This window comes from Limnochorda pilosa, assembly GCF_001544015.1.
Lineage (GTDB): Bacteria > Bacillota > Limnochordia > Limnochordales > Limnochordaceae > Limnochorda > Limnochorda pilosa.
In genome coordinates this window covers 704,988-719,165 of sequence record NZ_AP014924.1, presented here as the reverse complement: position 1 = coordinate 719,165, position 14,178 = coordinate 704,988, and the positions used below count along the sequence as shown (strand labels likewise).

The window sequence follows — 14,178 nt, the reverse complement described above, 5'->3', positions numbered from 1 at the left end:
TGCAGGCGCCGGGGCCCAAGGTACCACGCGCGATGGGATGCGGTCAAGGGCGGGGTGAGGCACGGCCGGGTCCGGCCTGGATGGCGGCAGGCGTCGCTCAGCGCACCATCTGCATCCCCATGTACATGGCCGCGGCGGTGACGGCCAGCAGCCCCGCCACCAGCCAGCCGGCCCGCTCCCCGCCCCGGCGCAGCCGGCCGTTGCCCCACTGGACGAAGCCCACCAGGACCGTCATGAGGCCGGGGTGGCCGAGCTCCGGGCGGCGGAGCGGCGGCGCGAGGACGTAGTTGGCGACCCCCAGGAGCCACTGCAGCGCCAGGACGATGCTGAGGGCGCCCAGAAACCGCCTGGACCAGCGGGGCTCCCGGCCGGCGCCGATCTCCCCCAGCGCCACCAGGATGCCGAAGACCGCCGCGCCCAGGAGCACCTCGCCCAGGATCCCGTGGATCTGGCCGATCAGCCTGTCGAACGATCCGAGACTCTGCATGGATGCACAGCCCTCCCATAGGTTCGTCGGACGCTCCGCGCAGGCCCTTGATCGCGGGATCGGTCAGGCGCCCATGATGCTGTAGCCGGCGTCGACGAAGACCACCTCCCCGGTGATCCCCGAAGCGAGGGGGCTGGCCAGGAAGACGGCCGTGTCGGCCACCTCTCGGTGCTCGATGTTTCGCTTGAGCGCCGCCCGGTCCCGGTAGATCTGCAGTATGCCGGTGAATCCTGAGATACCCCGGGCCGAGAGGGTGTTGAGGGGGCCGGCGGAGATGGCGTTCACCCGGATCCCGTCCGCCCCCAGGTCGTAGGCGAGGTACCGGACGCTGGACTCGAGCGCCGCCTTGGCCACGCCCATCAGGTTGTAGTTGGGCATGACCTTCTCCGATCCGTAGTAGGTCAGGGCCAGCAGGCTGGCGCCGGGCCGCAAGAGCGGCCGGAAGGCGCGTGCCAGGAGGGCCAGGGAGTAGGCGCTCACCTCCAGGGCCGTGCGGAAGGCCTCCCGGGAGGTCTCCACGTAGGGGCGCTCCAGCGCCTCGCTGGGCGCGAAGGCCAGGCTGTGGACCAGCACGTCCAGCTCACCAGCCCGGGCGCGCACCTGCTCCACTGCGGCCTCGACGCCCTCGTCGGTGGCCACATCCATCGGCACCAGCACCGGCTCCCGGGGCAGCTCCGGGACCAGCTCCCGCACCTTCTCCCCCAGGCGCTCGTTCTGGTAGCCCAGCACCAGCTCGGCGCCCTCCCGCGCGCAGGCCTGGGCGATGGCCCACGCGATGCTCCGCTTGTTGGCCACGTTGAAGATCGCCGCCCGCTTCCCTTCCAGCAGCATCGGCTCATCCCTTTCGGCGTGGAGTACGCGACACCGTCCAGCGATTCGTCTTCCCCTGCCGTTCTCCTTGTCCTCGCGCTTGACGCGAGGGATACGGAGATCCTATGATGAAGTACACCTACGGGTATGGGTTATCAGTCTCTCGTGGTGGCCACTCTACGTGTGGAAGGAGATCACTCATGCGCACCAACGTTGGGAAGCTGGACCGGATCCTCCGGGCCCTGGCGGGCGTCGCGCTGCTGCTGGCGGGCCTGCTGGCCCTCCAGGGGACGGGGCAGGTGGTCGCGGTGATCGCGGGCCTGGTCCTTCTCTTCACGGGCGGATCGGGGTATTGCCCCATCTACGGCGTCTGCGGCACGGGAACGATGAAGCCGCAGGTGCGCGAGAATCCGCGCAGCTGAGTGCAGTCCGGCCTTACCGGATGGCCTTGAGGTTCTCCTCGAGCGCACGGGGGGTCATCCCGCCCAGGTAGCGGGCCCGGATCACGCCCTGCCGGTCCACGAAGTACGACGTGGGGAGGGCCCGCACCAGGTACTCCTCGTTGACCGCCCCGTCCCGATCGAGGACCACAGGGAAGGTGAGACCGTACTCCTCCACGAAGGCGGCCACATCCTCCTGGCGCCGTTCGGTGTGGGTGGCGTCCACCGCCAGCACCACCAGCTCTTCGTCGGCCTTGGCCGCCGCCTGCAGGTGCGGCATCTCCTCCCGGCACGGCGGGCACCAGGAGGCCCAGAAGTTGATGATCACCGGGCGCCCCTGGAACGAACCGAGGGAGACGGGCACTCCCTCCAGGGAGGTCAGGGTGAAGTCCGGGGCCCGGCGCCCCACTTCCGGTCTGGGGCGAAGCAGGAGCGCCGCCAGCTCGCTTGGTCCTCCCGCGACCGCCAGGCCGACGGCGCCCGCCAAGACCACCACCCATACTGCGACCAAGGTGCGACGCATGCCGTGTCCCTCCATATGAAGCCGTTGCGGACGTTACCCTGGGCAGTATCTTCGATCCATGGCCATTATACCCGTGGCGCCCACGCGGTCAACGCGAACGCGCTCCGGCGGCTCTTCACCCCCCCGGGGCGGAACGCACCGGGGCACACGTGGGTGAAGGCTTCACAGGGTCCTCAACGGGCGCGCCGCCAGGCTGAGGGCGAAGAAGAGGGTGGCCAGCAGAACGATGCTCGCTCCCGACGGGATGTCCCAGACGAAGGAGAGCATGAGGCCGCCCACGCCGCTGGCCAGGCTCACGGCCAGGGAGGCGCCCAGGACGCCCCGGTAGCCCGAGGCCAGCTGCCGGGCCGCGGCCGTGGGGATCACCAGCAGGGCCGACGCGAGCACGACGCCCACGGCCCGCACCGAGACCATCACCACCAGCGCGACCGCCACCAGCAGGCCGTAGTAGAGGAACGCCACCGGTCGCCCGTCGATACGGGCCAGCTCCTCGGAGAAGGCAACGCTCAGCAGGTCGTGGAAACGGAGGATGACGAAGAAGGCCACCGCTCCCCCCACCGCGGCCAGCGCGGCCACCTCGTCGGCCCTGGCGGCCAGGACGTTGCCGAAAAGGAGGCTGAAGAGGTCCACGTATCCCGGCACCTGGCTGATGACCGCCGTGCCCAGAGCCATCGCCGCCGCGAGGAAGACCCCGATGGTGGTGTCCTCGGGCAGCCGTCCCTTGCGGGTCGTCCAGCCGATGAGGAGGGCCACTGCCACCGCGAAGAGGCTGCCCGTCCAGAAGGGCGACGTCCCCAGCAGAAGGCCGATGGCGAGCCCTCCGTAGGCCGAGTGGGCCACCCCGTGCCCTGCAAAGGCCAGCCGCTGGGCGACCACGAAGAAGCCCACCAGGCTCGAGAGGCCCCCCGCCAGGAGAACCACCAGCAAGGCCCGGCGCATGAACTCGTACGCGAAGATCTCATCCATCCCGGCCACCTCCACCAGACGTGCCGGCTCCGCCGGGCCAGCCCGCCCCGCTCACGCCCGCCCACCCGTCCAAGGATGCCCCTACCCGGCCCGCCCCGAGGCTGGCAGCACCAGGGGCGGACCGTCGCCAGCCCCGGTGCGAGGCCCCGGCCCTTCCGGGGGCCCGTAAAGCTCCTGCAGCGCCTGGGAGGCCAGCACCTCCGGGGTGGGCCCTAGCGCGCGCACCCGGCCTTCCAGCAGCATCATCCGGCCCGCATGAGAGCTGACCAGCCCCACGTCGTGCGAGACGACCACGCAGGCCAGGGTCGATGCGTGGCAGAGCCGGACGAGGAGGTCGTAGAGCTGCCGCTGAGCAGGCAGGTCGAGGGCGGCCTCGGGTTCGTCCAGGAGCAGCAGGCGCGCTCCGCCGGCGAGGGCACGGGCCAGGAGGACCCGTTGCTGCTCCCCGCCCGAGAGCTCCTGGAACGGCCGCCTCTCGAAGCCTGTGAGCCCCACCATCTCCAGGGCGGCGGCGATGGCCGCACGCTCCGCGGGCCTCAAGCGGCGCAGGAGGGAGGTGCGACGCACAAGCCGCAGGGCCAGGACGTCCTCCACCCGCAGGGGCAGCTGATCGTTGAAGCCCCGCCGCTGGGGCACGTAGCCGATCGCACCGGGCCCCAGACGGCGCGCGATCCGGCCGCCACTGACCGGCAGCAACCCTGCCATCGCCTGCAGCAAGGTGCTCTTGCCGGCACCGTTGTGCCCCACCACCGCCAGGAACTCACCCGCATAGACGGCCAGCGTGACGTCATCCAGCACCGGCCGGCCGGACCGTTCCACCCGGACCCCTTCCAGCTCCACCAGAGGCTGAGTGGGCCTCTCCATCCGATCACCCCCCTTGGCACGACCGCCGCCCGCTCAGGACCCGCCGGGCGCGCCCTCAGCGCCGTTCGCGCCCAGCGCTTCGGCGATCCTGCCCGCGTTGGCGCGCATCAAGGCATCGTAGCTCTCCATCCCGGCCACCCCGGCACCACCCAGCGGGTCGAGCCGGATGACCTTCGCGCCCGTCTCTCGGGCAAGCTGCTCGGCCAGGCGCGGGTCGAACTGGGCCTCGGCCACCACCAGCCGGACCCCCTGCTCCCGGGCCAGGGTGATCACGCCGGCCATCCAGGCCGGACCCGGCTCCCGGCCCGGGAACTCCTGGATGCTGGCCACCTGCTGCAGCCCGTAGCGCTCGGCGAAGTAGCGCCAGGCCGAGTGCACGGCGACGAAGCGGGTCCCCTCGTAAGGCGCCAGGAGTGTGCGCAGATCCTGGTCCAGATGGGTCAGCTCTGCCTGCAGGGCGGCCAGGTTTCGCTCGTAGGCCTCGCGCCCGGCCGGGTCGACCTCGGCCAGCGCCCGGGCCACGGCCGGCGCCAGATCGTCGCGGGCCCTGATGGGATCCAACCAGACGTGGGGATCCCAGAGGCCCGTGTCGTGCTCGTGGCCGGGCTCGGCCTCCTGGGCACGCCCATCCTCGGTGGCGTTTCCGTCCCCGATGGCGTGCCCGTCCCCGGCGTTGGAGGCGAGCACCCGAACCTCCTCGGAAGCCGGGAGCAGGCGGGTGGTCTCGGCCAGCGCCAGGTAGGGCGCGCCACCCGCCGTCTCCAGCAACGGCTCCATCCATTCATCGAGCCCGGCCCCCACCAGCATCACCAGATCCGCCCGGGAGAGCCGCCGGACATCTAAAGGGCGCGGCTCGTACGCATGCGGGCTGGCCCCCGGCGGCAGGAGCGACGAGACCTCAACCCGCTCACCGCCCACCCGGGCCACCAGATCTGCGATGGGGGGCAGGGTGGTCACCACCTGGAGAACGGGCCCGGCCGATGCAGGAGTGGGCCCTCCCGCCAGCAGGCCGCCGAGGACCAGGGCGGCCGCGAGCGCGACGGCGCCTGGGACCCAACCCCTGCCGCGCAGCCGCGCCTCACGCCGCGGGGGTCCAAGGGCTCGAACCAGCCTCACGCTCCATCCTCCTCTCGGGAAGGCGCCGCCTCTGCCGCTGTCGTTACGTCGCAGCCGTCGCAGTAGCCGAAGAGCTGGAACTCGTGGCGAACGGGCCGAAAGCCACTGGGGCCTGAGGGCACCAGCCCTCCCGTGCACGGCTCGAGGCAGGTAACGCTGCCGCACCCGAGACAGACCGCATGGTGGTGATGGTACTCCACCCACTCGAAGCGGTCCGCACGGTCGGGCACATGGAAGACCTCCACCGCCCCGATGCCCACCAGGCCTTGGAGGTTCCGGTAGACGGTGTCCGCCGCCATCTCGGGGAAGCGCTCGTGCAGCTCCTCGCAGAGCTCCGGCGCGCTCACCGGGTTGCCCCTGGAGGCAAGGAGTTGGATGATCGCCCTCTTCTGCGGCGTCACCCTGCCCCCGTGGGCCCTCACCTGCTCCAGCGCCTCTGAGACGGTCATCCTTCTCCCCCCAAGACCTTACTGTCGCTATTACTATAAGTTGCATCAACGGGTCCCGTCAAGGGTATGGGGGCGCGTCGACGCCGACGGTTTGGCGTCGCTGCGGCCCAGGAACGAGGGATGTCGAGGACGGGCGCGGCAGGCGGGGCGCCCAGGCCACGACCCGAACGCCCCGCCCGCTTGGGGACCGTTCAGGCGGCCCCGGCCTCGTTCCGCATGATCCGTTCGATGCGCTCCTTGACATCGTCGGTCAGGTGCCAGCCGGTGGCACCTGCGGCTTCAGCGATCTGCCCCGGGCGCCGCGCCCCCCAGAGGGCGACGGTGACACCCGGCTGATCCAGCACCCACCGCACGGCGAGCTGGGCCGCGCTCTTCCCGAGCTCGGCCGCCAGAGCCTTGAGATGCTCCACCCGGCGCAGGTTGCGCTGGAACTCCTCGCCCTGGAACCGCTTCTCCTGGGCCCGGCTGTCGCCTGGCGGGAAGGAGGCCTCGGCCGTGAACTTGCCCGTCAGGAGTCCCCGGGCCAGAGGGCTGTACGCGAGGATCGCGATCCCGTGCTCCCGGGCATAGGGCAGCACGTCCGCCTCGATCTCCCGCCGCAGGAGGCTGTAGGGGGGCTGATCCGAGTGGAGCGGGGCCACCTCCCGCCAGGCCTGCATCTCACCCACCCCGTAGTTGCTCACGCCGATGGCCCGGACCTTCCCCTCTGCATGGAGCTGGCTCAGCACTCGGGCCGTCTCCTGGATGGGGACGTCGGGGTCGGGCCAGTGCACCTGGTAGAGGTCGATGTAGTCGGTCTGGAGGCGACGCAGGCTGTCCTCGACCTCCTTGCGGATCCGCTGGGGTGAGGAGTTGCGCCGGACGTTCTCCTGCTCGTCCCACTCCATACCGCACTTGGTGGCGATGACGACCCGGTCGCGGGGCACGCCCTTCTCCCGAAGGGCCCGGGCCACGATCTCCTCCGAGAGCCCGAAGCCGTAGACGGCCGCCGTGTCGATGGTGGTGATGCCGAGATCCAGCGCCTCGTGGATGGCACGGACGGCGGCCTCCACGTCCGTCCCGCCCCAGAGCCACCCGCCCATGGCCCAGGTGCCCAGGGCGATTCGGGAAACCTGGAGCGACGTCGTGCCAAGCTGCGTGTACTCCAACAAGGGTCCCTCCAATGGATGTCTGTGGCAGCAAGGAGCTCGAACTTCGTGCCTTCCGGGCCGGTACCCCCCGCGAAGCGACCGAGCTCCGCCGACCAGCGGTTTCCTCTAAGTCTAATCATACCCGGAGAGGGTGTCCAGGTGGTGGCGGTCTACCGATCTGCCGATCTGCGCGCCTCCTTCCCGGTCCTGGCTCCGTGCAAGCCCGCGTGATATGATGGACGTACACTCCAGCCCGTGTGGGTGGGAGGCGAACCATGGACGACGTTGCGGCCTCTCCGGCCCCCTCCACGACGCGCCGACGGCTCGCCCGCTCGGAGAAGACGCGCGACCGCGTGCCGCCGCCGGTCGCCCTGCCGCCCGACAGGGACGCGCGAAGGGACCGGGCAGGTGATCCCGTCCCGCCCGCACCCCGCCACCCGGGGCACGAGGCGCGGCGCCGCAAGGTGCAGCGCGCCCGGGCCATCCTGGAGGCGCTCGAGAAGCACCGCCCATCGGTGCGGGTGCCGCTCCGCCACCACGATCCCGTCCAGCTCCTGGTGGCCACCATCCTCTCCGCCCAGTGCACCGACGCCACCGTGAACCGCGTCACGCCGCGGCTCTTCGCCGAGTTCCCCGACGCCGCCTCCCTGGCTGCCGCGGACCGCTCCCGCCTGGAGGAGCTCATCCATGCCACCGGGTTCTTCCGCCAGAAGGCGAGGGCGGTGCAGGAGACCTGCCGCGAGCTGGTGGCCCGCTTCGGGGGCCAGGTTCCCCGGACCTTGGACGAGCTCACCCGCCTGCCCGGCGTGGGCCGCAAGACCGCCAACGTCATCCTTTCCTCGGCGGCCCTGGAGGGATGGCCCGGATGGGACGTGGCCGCCGGAGGTCTGGGCATCGTGGTGGACACCCACGTGCAGCGCTTGGCGCGCCGGCTGGCGCTCACCCTGGAGAAGGAGCCCGAGAAGGTCGAACGAGATCTGACGGGGGTGATTCCCGCGCACGAGTGGGCGAGCTTTCCGCTACGGCTCATCTACTTCGGCCGGGAGATCTGCACCAGCCGCAACCCGGCGTGCGCACGCTGCCCCCTCTTCGACCTCTGCCCGGCGGGGCCCCATGGCGGGTCGATGCCCTGGCTCGCCGGGCGCGACGGGAAGGTGGCACACCGATGAAGCAACGCCCTTGCTCCCTTCCTCCGGTACCGCCGCTGGCCGGGCTCAGTCTGATCGTCGTCCTCTTCCTGGCCGCGGCCCTCGCGCCCGGCTCCCGGGCCGCCTCCGATTGGGATGCGCTGCCCGATCGGCTCACGGTCGAGCAAGGCGGGCTTTTCGCGCTTCCGTTGCCCACCGCCGCGGACGGCCTCGAGGTCCAGGCCTTCGGACGGCCGATCCCCGTACACCCGGTGGGCGAGAAGAGCGTGATGCTGGTCCCGGCCTCGTACCACGTCCCGGCCGGGACGTACAAGCTCACCATCCGGAGCCCCGAGGCGGACCACATCATCCTGGTGGAGGTAAAGGCCCGCGCCTTCCCTGTGCAGGCGCTGGTCGTGCCCCCGAGCACCGAGCAGCTCGTGCGCCCGGAGGATCCGGCCGCCCTGGAGCGGAAGGAGCTGGAGGCCCGAAAGGTCGCAGCCTCAAGGCAACGCTCCGCCGAGAGACCCCTCTGGGACGGCCCCTTCGTTTGGCCCGTGCGGGGGCGGATCACCAGCGATTTCGGCCTCATCCGCACAGTGAACGGCGAGCCCAACGGACGCCACTCGGGGCTCGACATCGCCGCGCCCGAGGGAACCCCGGTGGTGGCGGCCAACGGGGGCGTGGTGGTTCTGGCAGAGAACCACATGACCACCGGCAACACCGTGATCATCGACCACGGCTGGCGGCTCTCCACCTCGTACCTGCACCTCAGCGAGATCCTGGTGAAGGAGGGCCAGCGGGTGGCCAAGGGCGAGGTCGTCGGAAGGGTGGGTGCCACGGGCTTTGCCACGGGCCCGCACCTCCACTGGGCGGCCAACCTGGACGGCGTCTTCGTTGATCCCCGGGCTCTCATCGACGGCGCCCTGGACTTCTGAGGGGAGCCCCGCCTCCGGCTCCGTCTCACTAACGCCCCAAGCTGGCGTCCCTAGTGGTGCAGGATTTGTGAGAGGAAGAGCTTCGTCCGCTCGTGCCGAGGGCCTTCGAAGAAGGCCTCGGGCTCGTTTTCCTCCACGATCTCGCCCTGGTCGAAGAAGAGGATGCGGTCGGCCACCTCCCGGGCGAAGCCCATCTCGTGGGTGACCACCAGCATGGTCATGCCCGTGTGTGCGAGCTCGCGCATGACGTCGAGCACTTCCTTGATCATCTCGGGGTCCAGGGCGCTGGTGGGCTCGTCGAAGAGCATGATGCGCGGCTGCATGGCCAGCGCCCGGGCGATGGCCACCCGCTGCTGCTGGCCGCCCGAGAGCTGGCCGGGGTACTTGTGGGCCTGCTCGGGGATACCTACTCGCTCCAGGAGCTCCCGGCCCAGCACTTCGGCCTCCTCCCGCCGCTGTCTCTTCACCCACGCCGGGCCCAGGGTGACGTTCTGCAGCACCGTCAGGTGGGGGAACAGGTTGAACTCCTGGAAGACCATGCCCACGTCGCGCCGGATGGCCTCCACGTTCTTCAGGTCACCGGTGAGCTCGATGCCATCCACCACGATGCGCCCCCGCTGGTGCTCCTCCAGCCGGTTGAGGGTGCGGATGAAGGTGGACTTCCCCGAGCCTGACGGCCCGCAGATCACCACCTTCTCGCCCCGGGCCACGGTGGTGCTCACGCCCTTCAGCACGTGGAAGCTCCCGAACCACTTGTGCACGTCCTGGCAGAGAATGATGGGCTCCTCGGTCTTCCCGGCGCGGGCGCCCGCCGCCTGGGCCGCGGTCGATGGATTCATCGTTCCCCCACCCCCAGCCTTCGTTCCAATCGCTGGCTCGCACGCGACAGCACGGAGCAGAAGAGCGCGTACACTCCGGCAGCGAAGACGTACACCTCGGGCTGCAACCCCAGCCAGCGGGGGTTGGCGATGACGCTCCGGGCGATGCCCAGCAGGTCCTGCAGCCCGATGACGGCCACCAGCGACGTGTCCTTGAAGAGGCTGATGAACTGCCCCACGATGGCCGGAATGACCGCTCGCAGCGCCTGGGGCAGGATCACCAGCGCCACGGCCTGCGGCCCCGAAAGCCCCAGCGCCGCGGCCGCCTCGTACTGGCCCCTCGGGATGCTCTGCAGCCCGCCCCGGATGTCCTCGGCCAGGTACGCGGCGGTGAAGACGGTGATGCCCATCAACGCCCGCACCACCTTGTCGATGCGGAAGTCGGGCAGGAAGACGGGGACCATCACCTGGGCCATGAAGAGGACGGTGATGAGCGGCACACCCCGCACCACCTCGATGAACAGGGTGCAGACCCCACTCACCACCGGCAGGCGGCTCTGGCGACCCAGGGCCAGGAGCACGCCGAAGGGGAAGGAGAGAACGATGCCTCCGGCTGCCAGTACCAGCGTGAGGAGCAGGCCACCCCACTGGGTGGTGCGAACCATGGGAAGCGCCCCGTCGCCCACGCCCCTGAGCACGAGGACCGTCCCGGGCACCGACAGGACCCAGAGCGCCACCAGCACCCGGCGGCCGAGTGGATGGTTGCCACGCCAGGCCCAGAGGCTCGCGAGGATCAGGGCCGCGAGGGCGGCGAGTTCGAGGCCCACCCGCCAGAGCTGGTCCGCCGGGTAGGTCCCCACCGCGAAGAGCCGCAGGTTGGCCGCGACCACCTCCCAGCGGGCACCCAGCGTCCAGCGAACCAGCCGGGGCACCGCCCACGTCAGGAGCCCCAAGGAGAGGAAGGTGAGCGCCGTGTTGAATGGGCCGTCGAAGAGGCTCTTCCTTGCCCAGGCCACAGCCGTCATCGTTCCACCAGCTTCACCCGGCGGTTGTAGAGGTTCATCAGGAGCGAGGTGAAGAGGCTCATGGCCAGGTAGCTGGCCATGATGAGCCCGAAGACGGGGATCGACTGCCCCGTCTGGTTCAGCATGGTGTTCCCCACGTTGAAGAGGTCCGGGAAGCCGATGGCGATGGCCAGGCTCGAGTTCTTGGCCAGGTTCAGGTACTGGCTGGTCAGGGGCGGGATGATCACCCGCAGCGCCTGGGGGAGGATCACCACGCGCATCACCTGGAAGCGGGAGAGCCCCAAGGCCTCCGCGGCCTCCCGCTGGCCCTTTCCCACGGCCAGGACGCCGGCCCGGACCACTTCCGCGATGAACGCTCCCGTGTAGACCACCAGCCCCAGCAGCAGGGCCGTGAACTCGGGCGATCCGTGGATGCCGCCCCGGAAGTTGAAGCCCTGGAGCCGGGGCACCTCCAGGACCAGCGGGGGTGCCGCCAGGAGCCAGCGGGCCAGGGCCCATCCTGCGGCGGCGCCGAGGAGGGCCCCCATCCAGGGCAGGTACCGCCAGGGCCCCCTGGGCTCCTCCCGCAGCATGCGCGTGAGCCCTCCCACCGCCGTTCCCATGAGGGCTGCGCCGCCCACGAGAGCGAGCCACGAGAGCGAGGACCCGGTGGCGTGCGCCCGGGCCAGGTAGACGCCCCGCTGGGTGATGAAGATGAGGTCGCCGAGGTGGAGGCTCCGGCGAACGGGTGGCATGCTGAGCATCACCGCCGCGTACCAGAAGAGGAGCTGGAGGAGCACCGGCGTGTTCCGAAAAACCTCCACGTACAGGCCACTGAGCTGGCGCACCAGCCAGTTGCCCGAGAGGCGGGCCACACCGGCCACGAGGCCCAGGACCGTGGCCATGGCGATGCCCAGCCCGCTCACCCGGAGCGTGTTGACCGCCCCCAACACGAAGGCCCGGCCGTAGGTGTCGCTGGGGGCGTAGGCGATGCCCTCCGAGATCCCGAAGCCGGCCTCCTGGTCCAGGAAGCCCACATTGAGGGTGAGCCCCAGCCGGTCCAGCCCTCGCAGCATGTTCGCGTAGAGTGCGCCCGCTGCCAGCGCCACCGCGGCGAGGAAGAGAACCTGGAAGAGGACTCGAAGAGCCCGCTCGTTCCGCCACCATGGGCCCGGGGCGGCCCTGCTCCTGGACGCGAGGGCCGCTCCCGAGCCTCTCAGTTCACGCTCCACCCGGCGTCACCGCCCGCCCCGCCAGGAGGCCCCGGGCTTCGACCGTGGCGTGCATGGTCCTCAACGGAAGGGCATGGCGTAGAGGAGGCCGCCCTCGGTCCACGGTTTGTTGGCGCCCCTCGGCAGGCCCAGGGGGGCCAGGTTCCGGTCGAAGACCTCCCCGTAGTTGCCCACGGCCTTCACGACCTGTACCCCCCAGTCCGGCCGGACCCCCAGGAGCTCGCCCATATTGCCCGTCGTCCCCACGAAGCGGGCGATCTCGGGGTTCTCGGTGCCGGCGAAGCTATCCACGTTGGCCTGGGTGATACCGTGCTCCTCGGCGAAGAAGGTGGCGAAGACCACCCAGGTGACCAGGTCGTGCCAGGCGTTGTCGCCGTGGACGGTCACCGGCCCCAACGGCTCCTTGGAGATGGTCGCCTCCAGGATCACGTGATCGTCGGGGTTGGCGAAGACCGAACGCCGCGCCGCGAGCTGGGACTTGTCGCTGGTGACCGCGTCGCAGCGGCCCTGCTCGTAGGCGTTGTAGACGGTGTCGATCTCCTCGAAGACCACGGGGGTGAAGTCGATGCCCCGGGCCCTCATGGTGTCGGCCAGGTTCAGCTCGGTGGTGGTGCCGGACGTGACGCAGATGCTGGCGCCTGCGAGCTGGTCGAGGTCGGTGACGCCTTCGCTCTTCCGCACCATGAAGCCCTGGCCGTCGTAAAAGGTGGTGGGGGCGAAGTCGACGCCCACCTGGGTGTCCCGGATGAGGGTCCAGGTGGTATTCCGGATGAGGACGTCGACCTCGCCGGTCTGGAGGGCAACGAACCGCTCGGCCGCGGTCAGGGGGACGAACTCCACCGCGGCCCGGTCGCCCAGCACGGCGGCCGCGATGGCGCGACAGTAGTCGGCATCGAAGCCCGTCCAGCTCCCGTCGGACTCCAGGTTGCTGAAGCCGGGAAGCCCGCCGTTCACGCCGCAGACGAGCCTGCCCCGGTCCTTCACCTTCTGCAGGATGCCTCCCTGTGCGGCGGCAGGCGAGGCGCTCCACGCCGTGATCACCAGTGCCAGTGCCAGCGTCGAGAGAAGGAGCAAGGTCTTCCGCAAGGCCGGACCTCCTCGAAGGTCGAGATGGGTGTGCCAGCGTGCGAGGCGTGCGGCGAGCGGGTCGGGGTGCCCCATCCAGCATCGGGGCCCATCGATGAGACATCCTCACATAACCTGTGAGTTCCAGCAATTCTGTTGCCTTGACCTTCTCTCTTCGGTGCGACTCCCTCCGTTCCTGCTGGCCTGCGCACGTCCGTTGACGGTCGCTCGCAGCACGTGTAAACTCTCAATATACAGATACGCGGGCGATGCACGGGCCCGGCGCAGGCCGACCTGGCGAGAGGGGGCGCGGGATGCACGCGGCTCGAGGGAGCACCACCCGCAGGCGGGTGCTGGAAGTCCGGCCCGAAGCCCCTCGCTGGCGAGGCGACGTGCTGGCGGTGGAAGAACCCATGGAGATTCGCCTCTGCCCCTTTGGAGCCCAGAAGCCCGTGCGGGTGGCCGTCACCATGCGCACCCCAGGCCACGACTTCGAGCTCGCCGCCGGCTTCCTCTTCACCGAGGGCATCCTGGCCTCCCGAGACCAGGTCCGCTTCATGAGCTACTGCACCGACCCGGAGCTCGAAGGGGAGCAGCAGTACAACGTCGTGAACGTCTTCCTCCGGCCCGGCGTGGCCCTGGACCCGGAGCGGTTCCACCGCAACTTCTACACCACCTCGAGCTGCGGGGTGTGCGGCAAGGCCGCCCTGGAGACCGTCCACACCCGGGGCATCGCCCCGATCCCCATGGGCCCGCTGCAGTTGGAAGCGGATGTGGTTGGCCGGCTGGGCGAGTGCCTTCGCGAGGCCCAGCGTCTCTTCGACCAGACGGGCGGCCTGCACGCGGCGGGGCTCTTCGCCGCCGACGGCACGGGCCAGGCCGTGCGCGAGGACGTGGGCCGTCACAACGCCACCGACAAGGTCATCGGCCACGCCTTCCTCGAGGGGCGGGTGCCCCTCTCGGGCTCCATCCTCGTGGTGAGCGGGCGGGCCAGCTTCGAGATCGTGCAGAAGGCCGCGGTGGCGGGCATCCCCGTGGTGGTGGCGGTCTCGGCCCCATCGAGCCTGGCCTGCGAGACGGCCCAGGCGTTCGGCATGACCCTGGTGGGCTTCGCCCGGGGGGACCGCTTCAACGTGTACACGGGGCACGAGCGGCTTCGAGCCTCGCGGGCGGAGGTTACGGCCGGGCGCTGAGGACCACGGGTGGGCC

The 14,178-nt window shown here is 70.4% G+C and carries 16 protein-coding genes; 4 read left to right on the top strand and 12 right to left on the bottom strand.

Annotated elements, in window-relative coordinates:
• Positions 1-97 precede the first annotated feature (97 nt).
• Together LIP_RS03230 and LIP_RS03225 are read right to left on the bottom strand one after the other, a co-directional pair.
• A complete protein-coding gene (locus LIP_RS03230; protein WP_068134257.1) occupies positions 98-487 on the bottom strand; it encodes a hypothetical protein in 390 nt (129 codons plus the stop codon).
• A gap of 63 nt (positions 488-550) precedes the next feature.
• Positions 551-1,318, bottom strand: coding sequence for an enoyl-ACP reductase FabI (locus LIP_RS03225; protein WP_068134256.1), 768 nt, complete (start codon positions 1,316-1,318; stop codon positions 551-553).
• 179 nt (positions 1,319-1,497) lie between these two features.
• Between LIP_RS03225 and LIP_RS03220 the strand changes: the two genes are divergently transcribed.
• Complete coding sequence (locus LIP_RS03220; protein ID WP_068134254.1) at positions 1,498-1,719, top strand: YgaP family membrane protein; 222 nt, start codon at positions 1,498-1,500, stop codon at positions 1,717-1,719.
• A gap of 13 nt (positions 1,720-1,732) precedes the next feature.
• Here LIP_RS03220 and LIP_RS03215 read toward each other — a convergent pair whose 3' ends face one another.
• From LIP_RS03215 to LIP_RS03190, 6 genes are all read right to left on the bottom strand, one after another.
• Positions 1,733-2,260 (bottom strand): TlpA family protein disulfide reductase, encoded by a 528-nt coding sequence (locus LIP_RS03215; protein ID WP_068134251.1) that lies wholly within the window; start codon positions 2,258-2,260, stop codon positions 1,733-1,735.
• A 162-nt stretch (positions 2,261-2,422) separates the two neighbouring features.
• A complete protein-coding gene (locus tag LIP_RS03210) occupies positions 2,423-3,226 on the bottom strand; it encodes a metal ABC transporter permease (protein ID WP_068134248.1) in 804 nt (267 codons plus the stop codon).
• A gap of 81 nt (positions 3,227-3,307) precedes the next feature.
• The gene (locus LIP_RS03205; RefSeq protein ID WP_068134245.1) at positions 3,308-4,090 is read right to left on the bottom strand and encodes a metal ABC transporter ATP-binding protein; all 783 of its coding nucleotides are present in this window, start codon (positions 4,088-4,090) and stop codon (positions 3,308-3,310) included.
• Positions 4,091-4,123: 33 nt separating this feature from the next.
• The gene (locus LIP_RS03200) at positions 4,124-5,206 is read right to left on the bottom strand and encodes a metal ABC transporter substrate-binding protein (RefSeq protein ID WP_068134240.1); all 1,083 of its coding nucleotides are present in this window, start codon (positions 5,204-5,206) and stop codon (positions 4,124-4,126) included.
• The gene (locus tag LIP_RS03195; RefSeq protein ID WP_068134237.1) at positions 5,203-5,655 is read right to left on the bottom strand and encodes a Fur family transcriptional regulator; all 453 of its coding nucleotides are present in this window, start codon (positions 5,653-5,655) and stop codon (positions 5,203-5,205) included. Before LIP_RS03195 ends, LIP_RS03200 begins: the two co-directional genes overlap by 4 nt.
• Positions 5,656-5,846: 191 nt before the next feature.
• Entirely contained in the window at positions 5,847-6,803 is a 957-nt protein-coding gene (locus LIP_RS03190) for an aldo/keto reductase (RefSeq protein WP_144440304.1), read from the bottom strand.
• A 257-nt stretch (positions 6,804-7,060) separates the two neighbouring features.
• On the opposite strand from LIP_RS03190, the gene nth reads away from it, so the two are divergent.
• Both nth and LIP_RS03180 read left to right on the top strand, forming a co-directional pair.
• Positions 7,061-7,954 carry an endonuclease III gene (gene nth, locus LIP_RS03185; RefSeq protein ID WP_082725790.1) on the top strand — a complete coding sequence of 298 codons (894 nt, stop codon included), beginning with the start codon at positions 7,061-7,063 and terminating at the stop codon, positions 7,952-7,954.
• Positions 7,951-8,850 carry a M23 family metallopeptidase gene (locus tag LIP_RS03180; RefSeq protein WP_068134231.1) on the top strand — a complete coding sequence of 300 codons (900 nt, stop codon included), beginning with the start codon at positions 7,951-7,953 and terminating at the stop codon, positions 8,848-8,850. Before nth ends, LIP_RS03180 begins: the two co-directional genes overlap by 4 nt.
• A gap of 50 nt (positions 8,851-8,900) precedes the next feature.
• Here LIP_RS03180 and LIP_RS03175 read toward each other — a convergent pair whose 3' ends face one another.
• From LIP_RS03175 to LIP_RS03160, 4 genes are read right to left on the bottom strand one after another with little or no spacing between them, the layout of a single operon-like run.
• Positions 8,901-9,689 carry an amino acid ABC transporter ATP-binding protein gene (locus LIP_RS03175; RefSeq protein ID WP_068134223.1) on the bottom strand — a complete coding sequence of 263 codons (789 nt, stop codon included), beginning with the start codon at positions 9,687-9,689 and terminating at the stop codon, positions 8,901-8,903.
• Positions 9,686-10,693, bottom strand: a complete 1,008-nt coding sequence (locus LIP_RS03170; RefSeq protein WP_068134220.1) for an amino acid ABC transporter permease — start codon at positions 10,691-10,693, stop codon at positions 9,686-9,688. Before LIP_RS03170 ends, LIP_RS03175 begins: the two co-directional genes overlap by 4 nt.
• Positions 10,690-11,904: an amino acid ABC transporter permease gene (locus LIP_RS03165; RefSeq protein ID WP_198409687.1), complete on the bottom strand. Its 1,215-nt coding sequence runs from the start codon at positions 11,902-11,904 to the stop codon at positions 10,690-10,692. The genes LIP_RS03170 and LIP_RS03165 overlap by 4 nt, the downstream gene beginning before the upstream one ends.
• A gap of 60 nt (positions 11,905-11,964) precedes the next feature.
• Positions 11,965-12,990 carry an amino acid ABC transporter substrate-binding protein gene (locus LIP_RS03160; RefSeq protein ID WP_068134216.1) on the bottom strand — a complete coding sequence of 342 codons (1,026 nt, stop codon included), beginning with the start codon at positions 12,988-12,990 and terminating at the stop codon, positions 11,965-11,967.
• A 293-nt stretch (positions 12,991-13,283) separates the two neighbouring features.
• On the opposite strand from LIP_RS03160, the gene fdhD reads away from it, so the two are divergent.
• Entirely contained in the window at positions 13,284-14,162 is an 879-nt protein-coding gene (fdhD, locus tag LIP_RS03155; protein WP_068134206.1) for a formate dehydrogenase accessory sulfurtransferase FdhD, read from the top strand.
• The last annotated feature ends 16 nt before the right edge of the window (positions 14,163-14,178 follow it).

Bases quoted from the DNA above. Each gene is read 5' to 3' on its own strand.
- LIP_RS03230 (WP_068134257.1), bottom strand. From the start codon at position 487: ATGCAGAGTCTCGGATCGTTCGACAGGCTGATCGGCCAGATCCACGGG.
- LIP_RS03225 (WP_068134256.1), bottom strand. From the start codon at position 1,318: ATGCTGCTGGAAGGGAAGCGGGCGGCGATCTTCAACGTGGCCAACAAG.
- LIP_RS03220 (WP_068134254.1), top strand. From the start codon at position 1,498: ATGCGCACCAACGTTGGGAAGCTGGACCGGATCCTCCGGGCCCTGGCG.
- LIP_RS03215 (WP_068134251.1), bottom strand. From the start codon at position 2,260: ATGCGTCGCACCTTGGTCGCAGTATGGGTGGTGGTCTTGGCGGGCGCC.
- LIP_RS03210 (WP_068134248.1), bottom strand. From the start codon at position 3,226: ATGGATGAGATCTTCGCGTACGAGTTCATGCGCCGGGCCTTGCTGGTG.
- LIP_RS03205 (WP_068134245.1), bottom strand. From the start codon at position 4,090: ATGGAGAGGCCCACTCAGCCTCTGGTGGAGCTGGAAGGGGTCCGGGTG.
- LIP_RS03195 (WP_068134237.1), bottom strand. From the start codon at position 5,655: ATGACCGTCTCAGAGGCGCTGGAGCAGGTGAGGGCCCACGGGGGCAGG.
- nth (WP_082725790.1), top strand. From the start codon at position 7,061: ATGGACGACGTTGCGGCCTCTCCGGCCCCCTCCACGACGCGCCGACGG.
- LIP_RS03180 (WP_068134231.1), top strand. From the start codon at position 7,951: ATGAAGCAACGCCCTTGCTCCCTTCCTCCGGTACCGCCGCTGGCCGGG.
- LIP_RS03175 (WP_068134223.1), bottom strand. From the start codon at position 9,689: ATGAATCCATCGACCGCGGCCCAGGCGGCGGGCGCCCGCGCCGGGAAG.
- LIP_RS03170 (WP_068134220.1), bottom strand. From the start codon at position 10,693: ATGACGGCTGTGGCCTGGGCAAGGAAGAGCCTCTTCGACGGCCCATTC.
- fdhD (WP_068134206.1), top strand. From the start codon at position 13,284: ATGCACGCGGCTCGAGGGAGCACCACCCGCAGGCGGGTGCTGGAAGTC.